Origin of the sequence: Silvibacterium bohemicum (assembly GCF_001006305.1) — a bacterium.
Taxonomy (GTDB): Bacteria; Acidobacteriota; Terriglobia; order Terriglobales; family Acidobacteriaceae; genus Silvibacterium; species Silvibacterium bohemicum.
The window spans coordinates 937783-945478 of sequence record NZ_LBHJ01000001.1; the positions used below are offsets into that span (position 1 = coordinate 937783).

The 7696-nt window shown below is 56.4% G+C and carries 3 protein-coding genes; 1 reads left to right on the forward strand and 2 read right to left on the reverse strand.

Features of this window, described 5'->3' with window-relative positions:
* Positions 1 to 467 precede the first annotated feature (467 nt).
* On the reverse strand, positions 468 to 3989 hold the full coding sequence (locus tag XX99_RS03905) for a TonB-dependent receptor (protein WP_082125219.1): 3522 nt from the start codon (positions 3987 to 3989) through the stop codon (positions 468 to 470).
* Between the two features lie 290 nt (positions 3990 to 4279).
* On the opposite strand from XX99_RS03905, the gene XX99_RS03910 reads away from it, so the two are divergent.
* Entirely contained in the window at positions 4280 to 5671 is a 1392-nt protein-coding gene (locus XX99_RS03910) for a hypothetical protein (protein WP_050058027.1), read from the forward strand.
* Between the two features lie 361 nt (positions 5672 to 6032).
* Here the strand turns inward: XX99_RS03910 and XX99_RS03915 are convergent, their stop codons facing one another.
* Entirely contained in the window at positions 6033 to 7337 is a 1305-nt protein-coding gene (locus XX99_RS03915; protein WP_050058028.1) for a hypothetical protein, read from the reverse strand.
* Between the last annotated feature and the right edge of the window lie 359 nt (positions 7338 to 7696).

A 7696-nucleotide genomic window follows, 5' to 3' on the forward strand; every position in this document is an offset into this window, starting at 1 on the left:
TTGGGCAATGAAAGAAATCCATCGCATGCGATGGCTCATGAGACCTGAACGTCCTGCCTTCGTTCGATATGACTGGCTTCGGCCGATCTTCACCGATCGGTTGAGGTACTGGAGGTTTTTTCTTCCCATCCATCGTGCTGCACGCAAGCATAGTTTTCCTCGAAATCTTGATTGAAAGAACCAAGGCAGAAACGTTGTTAAAAAACTGAAACCACCTGACAGAAGTCAGGCGAAACGCCGGTATCGTCTCTTCGGACTTAAGCGCGACATGAGCATAGTGCCGGACGCGAGGAGAACGTTTCACGGGAGCGCGTTTTTTAGGATTGGGTGCAGACGGGATGGATCTGAGGCAGTGAGAGCGAGAAGGAAGCGGCGAGACGGTCAAATCCTGATGGTTGAGCCTCGTTGGCCGGAAAATAAAATAGGCACGGCGGTTGTTGCCGCCGTGCCTATTCCGGTCTTTCAGGTTAGAACATCAGTTTTGCACCGAACTGCAATTCGCGCGGGTCATACGTGCTGGTGACCTGTCCGAAGTTGCCGTCGTTGCTTCCGCCGTCTATCTGATTGAATTCCGTATGGTTGAAGGTATTGAAGGATTCCGCCCGGAATTGCAGGTGGAACGCCTCGTGGATTGGGAAGTCTTTGAAGAGCGCGATGTTCCAGTTGAAGAGCCCGGGGGCTATGACCGCATCCTTGCCGGCATTGCCGAATCCGTTGTTGCCTCCACCCGCCCAGGGAGCGGTTGGATTTGCAAAGGCGGAGGTGTTGAACCATGCCTTCTGCTTATGCGGATACGTTACCGGCGAGACGAGGTTGGGACGATTGGTGGTATTTCCACCGAGGCCGAGCGTGTCCGCACCGTTGTAGGACAGAGTCGATCCCGCTCCGTTGATGGGCGATCCGCTCTCCGCGACAGTGACACCGGAAATCTGCCACCCGCCCAGGACCTGCCGCTCCAAGATCGAACCGGAGTGGAGGTAGAAGGGAAGGTTGTAGACGTAGTTGGCGTTGAAGATATTGCGACGATCGAATGCTCCCGAACCACGATCGTAGCGGAGGTTATAGGGGTTGGAGGCGGTGTCGAGATCCTGGCTTCCGTTCTGACTGTCGATCTCATGCGAGAAGGTATACGCCAGCTGCAGGGAGAATCCGTGCTTGGCTTCCATACGGACCGCGGCTTGCAGTGAGTTGTAGCTGGAGTTGACGGCGTTGGAGGATTGCAGCACGTTGCTGTAGCCGAGGAATTGGCGGTACAGGTTGGCGTTGGCTCCTTGCGCGACGGCCTGGCGGTCGGTTATGTCTCCGAGAGGAAGGTCGTTCTGCTCCACCCTGTCGTTTTGGTTCCAGGCGGTGGTGCCGACATATTGGATAGCGGCCACGACCGACGGAGCTAGCTCCTGCTGAACGCCAAAGCTGAACTGCGCGGTTGCCGGGTTGGGGTAATAGAACCCGATGGAGTTGATACCCGCGGGTGCGGAGGGCAGACTGGTTGGGGGTGTGACCACGCCCTCCCAGCTCGTGTTCGGGCTGGAGAAGAGCACCCGGCTCGCCTTGGGCTGGAAGGAGAACGGGGGAGTGGTATCGATATCGTAGATATCGTTGCCCTGAACGCGCTCATAGAACAATCCGAAGCCACCGCGGACGATGGTCTTGCCGGCTCCATAAGCATCCCACGCAAAGCCAACGCGCGGCTGCCAGGTAAGGAAATCGTTCTTTACCAGACCTCGGGCGACTCCATTTGAGCCGGCGATCTGAATACCATTCAGATAGAACGGCGCAGAAGCTCCCGCGATCTGAGTTAGGAAATTGCTGGGCACATTGCCGTTGGCGGCTGTAATGTCCGCAGCCGTAGGCGCATTGGCCGCGTTGAACGCTGCCGGGTTGAAGTTACCCACCTGATTGTTCTTCTCATAAACCCTTGGCAGGGCGTCATAGCGAATGCCGATGTTGAGCGTCAGGCGCGGGGTTGCGTGCCAGTCATCCATCGCGTAGCCGGAGAAGGTGTTGTTCACCCAGTGGTAGGTCTTGAGTTCGTTAAGCTGCTGGTAGGTACTGGCATAGCCGAGCAGGAAATTGATATAGGGATCCTGCGAGGCAACGCCCGCGCCACCCTGGAAGGTGTAGTCGCCTTGCGTATCGGCCTGTTGTTGCTGGTTTTTGTCCATGCGCATATAGGCTCCGCCGAACTTCATGGCGTGGCGGCCCTTGGTCATGGAGAAGTCATCGCGTAACTGGTAATCCAGGAAAGCATTGTGCCAGGGCCAGTAGTTGGTTCCCCACGTGGTGTTGAGCTGGCCGTTGGAGAAGGCAATCTGAGGCAGGCGGTTGTCGGTATTTCCATTGAAGAAGCTGCCGGCACTCCAGCCGGTCGGCTCCGCGAAGATGCCCTGGGGTGTCGTTGTGATCGTGTTTCCGTTCACGCAGAAGCATATTTCGTTCAGCATGGTCGGCGAGATGGTCTGGGTGAGCTTGACCACAGCCGCCCATGAGGGATTGGCGAAGATATTTCCGACCGTGGTGTAGGTTGTGCCGCTCCACAGCGGTGGGAAGTAGGTTTGCGACATCTGGTCATGGATGTAGCTGCCCATCAGGTGCAACTTATCCGTGATGTTGTGATCGCCCCGGACCGTATCTTCTCTCACGTAGGTAGGCTGCTTGGGCGAGGAGATGAACTGTGGCGAGTTGCCGGTCGGGTCGATGATCGGCTTAGGGATAGCACCTGTTCCGAGGAAGAGCAGGGCATTGGCGTCAAGCTGTGCAGTCGGGATGGCGTAGGTGTTGGGCTGACCGGCCGCCGCGGCGGTACCGACGATCGGGTATGGAGTGCCGGTTACAGGGTTCAACACCGCCGGGCAGCTGGGGGCGCAGTTCCACTGAGTGTAGTTGAAGGTTGGGCTGCCAGCAGTGGGGAAGTCCTCCAGAGGAACGGTGTTCTGGGCTGCAGCGTTCGCGCCCTGGATGTACTTGCGCCACTCTTCGCTCCAGAAGAAGAAGGTCTTCTGCCGGCTGCTGTTGTAAAGGTGAGGGATGAAGACCGGTCCGCCGATGTCGCCGCCGAAGATGTTCAGGCGAAGCTCAGGATCGGGCGTACCTGCCTGCTTATTAAAGTAATAACCGGCGTCAAAGTCGTCGTTGCGGTTGAACTCCCACAGTCCGCCGTGAAAAGCCTTGCTGCCGCTCTTCAGCTCCATCAGGATCGTGCCTCCGGAGCTGATACCGAAATCGGGAGTGTAGTTGCTGGCCAACACCTGAAATTGGGAGATGACGTCCGGGGCCGGCAGAACGTCCAGTTTGCCTCCCGAACCGCGGTCATACACTTCGCCGCCGTCGATCATCCAGTTATTGTGGTTAGGGTTGGTGCCGTTGAAGCTCAGAGTCGCGGTGCTTCCTTGTGCGGTCACGCCGTTAAACGAGGGCAAGTTGCCGGAGACGCCGGTGCCCAAAGAGGCCAGCGAGGTTACATTGCGCCCGTTGGTCGCCAGCTGACTGATCTGCTGACCTGTAATAAGGGTGCTGATCTGGTTCGATTCCGACTGAACCTGGAGGACGTTCGCCTGTACGGTGACGACCTGGCTGGCTCCGCCGACCACCATCGTGGCGTCTTCCTTGAGAGAGTCGGCGATGTTCAGGACGATGCCGGTCTTCTTATAGGCCTCGAAGCCGGGAGCACTGATCGACAGGTTGTAGTGGCCGATCTGGAGGCTTGGGAAGTCGAAAATTCCTGAACCGTTGGTCTTGGTGTCGTGGGTGGCGCCGGTTTCTACCGATGTCACGCTGACGTTGGCGTTGGGAACGACGGCTCCCGTGGCGTCGGTGATTGTTCCACCGATTTCGCCTCCGGTCTGCGCGTGGGCCACCCCCCCGGTCGCGAGCGCCATGCAGATGGCAGCGATCAGGATGAGGCAGGAACGCGATGGGATTTTTTTCCAACGGTGAACAGCTTCGCACTGGCCAGCGAAGAATTCGAAGTACTTTTGTCTTTTGATCATAGATATCCTATGGAGCGGTCGACGGCCTACGGTTAAAGGGTGAGGGTAACGGGGGACATTTCCCTACACCCAAAGGTTGGAGTTTGAACCGGCCGCATTATAGGGTCCACGTCCAATCGAATGGATAGGCTATTTCTGGTATTACACGGAAGGTTAAGAACCTTTTGTGGTAATAACGCTGGGTTTTACATATAGGTAAGGAGATGTAAAAGACTTATGATTTAGCGTTATAAACAGTTGTCAAATGTTACAGATGTGTCCTATGCTGTTCACGATTTGGTGAGGCACCCATGATTCGTGCTGGAATTGATGAAAAAGCTCCATGGATTCCCGCTACGGAGGAGGAAAGAGACCAGGTAAGGCAGCAGATGCATCGTCTGCTGAATACCTCACACTTCAAAAATAGCCGCCGCTATCCGGCGTTATTTCGCTTCATCGTGGAGGAGACCCTGGAGGGCCGGGGAGAATTCCTCAAAGAGCGCCTGCTCGGGGTCCGTGTTTTCAACCGGCCGCCCGACTACGATACGGCCAACGATCCGATCGTCCGCGTCACAATCGCCGAGATCCGCAAGCGCATCGCCCAGTACTATCACGAAGAAGCGCACGATAACGAGATGCGGATCGAGCTGATGCCGGGCCGCTACGAGCCGGAATTCTATCCGCCCCGAGTGCATCACGCTGCAATAGAAGAGACTGGGGAAGCCGGCGCATTGCCGTCTGCGGCGGTTCCGTCGAACGGCGCCCCGGGAAATGGAAATCACCCCGCGGCGGCCCAGGCTGTACCCGTCGATCTTCCGTCAGACTCGCCTCCCATTTCGCCGGGACGCAGCCGGACACGTCTCTCGCTCCTTGTCCGCTGGGGGGTGGGACTCGGGGCGGCTGTTCTTCTGGCGCTGGTAGCCATATTCGGCTGGCAGTGGGCGCATCCCCTGGCGACCGAGGAATTGTGGAAGCCGCTCCTCGCCGCACATCAGACTGTCACGCTATGCCTTCCCGCCGGATCCACTGGATCCGAAGATGCCAAAGCTGCGGGAATCATCTCGTCCTCCGATTCACCGAAGCCCTCCTCGCCGGTGGATGGACAGGTAACTTCGGCTGCGGCTCCGAGTCCTACCTTCCTCGACCATGAGCATGAGGGTGAGAACGTTGTCTTCAGCGATGCCCTGGCGACGCTGCGAATCTCCAATTGGCTTGCGGTTCACGACCGTGAATCAAGACTGCGCCTCGGCACTTCGACCACGCTCGATGATCTGCAGCAGGGGCCGGACGTGCTGATCGGCGGATTGGATAATGGCTGGACGCTGCGCGCCATCGCCCACCTGCGCTACCGGTTTGCGGGCGACATCGGGGAACAGTATTGGATCACCGACACCAAGAATCCGTCTCAGCGGGATTGGGAGGTCAATTTGAAGACCGGATATCCGGCCTTCAAACATGATTTCGCCTTGATCGCGCGCATTCACGACGAGTCGACCGGGCAGGTTCAGATGATTGTGGCCGGGATCGGCATGACCGGAACCGCCGCGGCCGGTGAATTCCTGGTGGATGCGAACCAGTTGGAAGAATTGCGCAGAAAGGTCGGTCCGGGATTTCGAAATCACGACTTCGAGGCTGTACTGGGCATGGACGTGGTCAACGGAATCGCGGGCTCTCCGAAGATTCTGGCGGTTGAGGTCTGGTAAGAGGGTGAGTGTATCGGGGGATGCGTTAGGTTGTTGACCTGAGATATCTCCAAGCCCCTTGCGGGGAGAGTGGCTTCCGTGTGTTGGTCAGAGGCTGGCTAGGTTTGATTTGAGATAGGAATATATCTCGTCGCTTGCCCGCTGTTATGGAGAGCCCATTCAGAGTATGTCTAACTGATTGTGGTGGGTGTTTAGCAGGACTAGGCCTGTTCATACCTTAAGCGAAGGCTCAGTAAGTGCATTGCCCTGCATGCATCAATCGAGAATCACTGCCGCCTATCAGTTATGGCAGCTTGCGTCCATGTCGATTCGTACGCCAAAAACTGAGAAAGATTGCGTGCTGCCCATTTGTCGCTCTGGATCAATGGTGGACCGACGCAGCGAGATTGGCCAATGCCGGGAGAAAAGGAGTGACTACCGTCATGCAGTTGGAAGCAAGCGCCATGAAGCTCTGAAATTTATCGCCAAATGACGACCTGCCTGCGTGTGCGCTCATCTCTTCTACCGCTAGGAGTAATTGCTCTCGCTGAGGTGAATTAGCAGAAGCGGCCTGGATTGCTTCCTTTAATTTCTGGAACAGTTCACCCTCATCGACGCGGACGACATTATGTGATTGATCGACGGACTGGCTATTGAACCGAGCGTTTGGGCCATGTACGTTGTAGATGTTGGTCACCGAGCTTGGTGGCGCAATATGCGGGATGCGGTCCGTGATCTTCCGGATCTTCATTTGGTAGTGCGGACCAATGTGGGGTGGAAGTCCCTGGTGGAATCCCAATTCCAGAATTTCAAAATTTTCTATCTGACCGTTGGGCAATTCGCGTTCTACCGTGTCTCCCTCAGCATAAGGGAGTGTCGATTCAAATGTGGTTAGTTTTCCGCTGGTTATGCGCCCTTGAAATTTGCGGGCCATCCCGTCGCTTTTCCGCAACATTAGCGGGTCGTTAGTCAATGTTTCCAGCATGGTTTGTGCCTCCGAGCTGCTCCCGATTGCATTTGATTCTCCCTGAACCTCAATATATCTAGCCAACAGGCGTATGTTTTTTACCAGCGCGGCGAGGCTCTTTTGCGTATATTCAAACCCTTCAACCAGCGCCTCGTAGCACAGATGGGTCGGAAGGGTAACGCCGCTGGCGCTGATGGCGCGCAGGTCTCTGGAGATCGAGGGCCTATGCGCATTGAGCTGTTGTCGCAAATACTCCTTTGCGTGGGAATCATCGAATTTCGAGGCTTCGATATCCGACACAATTCGCGCAAATCTCGGATCTAGATTTGCCGCTGTGGTGGGAATCTCAACTAGCAGGGAGCCCGGCAGTTCGTGGAGCTTCAACATCATCCCCTCGTACCGCTCCTTCCATGCAGCAAGATCGACTCCGCTGATGCGACTGATTTCCGCCTCTATCTCCTCGACCGTGGGAATGAACCAGCCACGCGGCCATCCCATCTGCGTTCCCCATTCCGCGTTGAATCGGCACTCGCGAGGAGGTCTCTGGAAGTGCTCAAAATACATTTCTGCATGGTGTCCGAGCGCGGATCCGCTCCAAGAGAGCCCAACCTGGTGGGCGGCAGTGTTAATCGCCTGAGCGTCCGGTTTAAGCGTAGAGATCGCTTCGGTCCCCAGAGCCGTCAGATTACTAAGAATTTCTCCGACGCGAGCACGGTCCATTTTCCGACTTGGGGTTCTCCTGGGCCCGATTATAGAAGCACCAAGTCTGTGCGGGTAAGGAGGACAATCACATGGGACAATCATTTGGAATTAGGGAATGGCGAATGCGTCTTTCATCACTTGGGCATCGGGTCGCATCTCAGGCAGATGGTTTTGTGTGTGAGCCTAGCGAAAACTAGCACGCGTTGGTTGTCAGACTGCGGGCTAGGCCTTCCGTTCTGTCCCCGAATTCTCACTGAGCGCATAATCGCCAAGTCGCTCATCGAGGCTGGATTTGGAACGGGAAGTCGGCTAATGAGATGGTCCGCCGCTGTAAGTCTCCGCTAAGGCGGAGGATGGTAGCAGCGGTTTCAGAGGAG

What these genes read in the sequence shown, in the direction of transcription:
- XX99_RS03905 (WP_082125219.1), bottom strand. Translation starts at nt 3,989, where the DNA reads ATGATCAAAAGACAAAAGTACTTCGAATTCTTCGCTGGCCAGTGCGAA.
- XX99_RS03910 (WP_050058027.1), top strand. Translation starts at nt 4,280, where the DNA reads ATGATTCGTGCTGGAATTGATGAAAAAGCTCCATGGATTCCCGCTACG.
- XX99_RS03915 (WP_050058028.1), bottom strand. Translation starts at nt 7,337, where the DNA reads ATGGACCGTGCTCGCGTCGGAGAAATTCTTAGTAATCTGACGGCTCTG.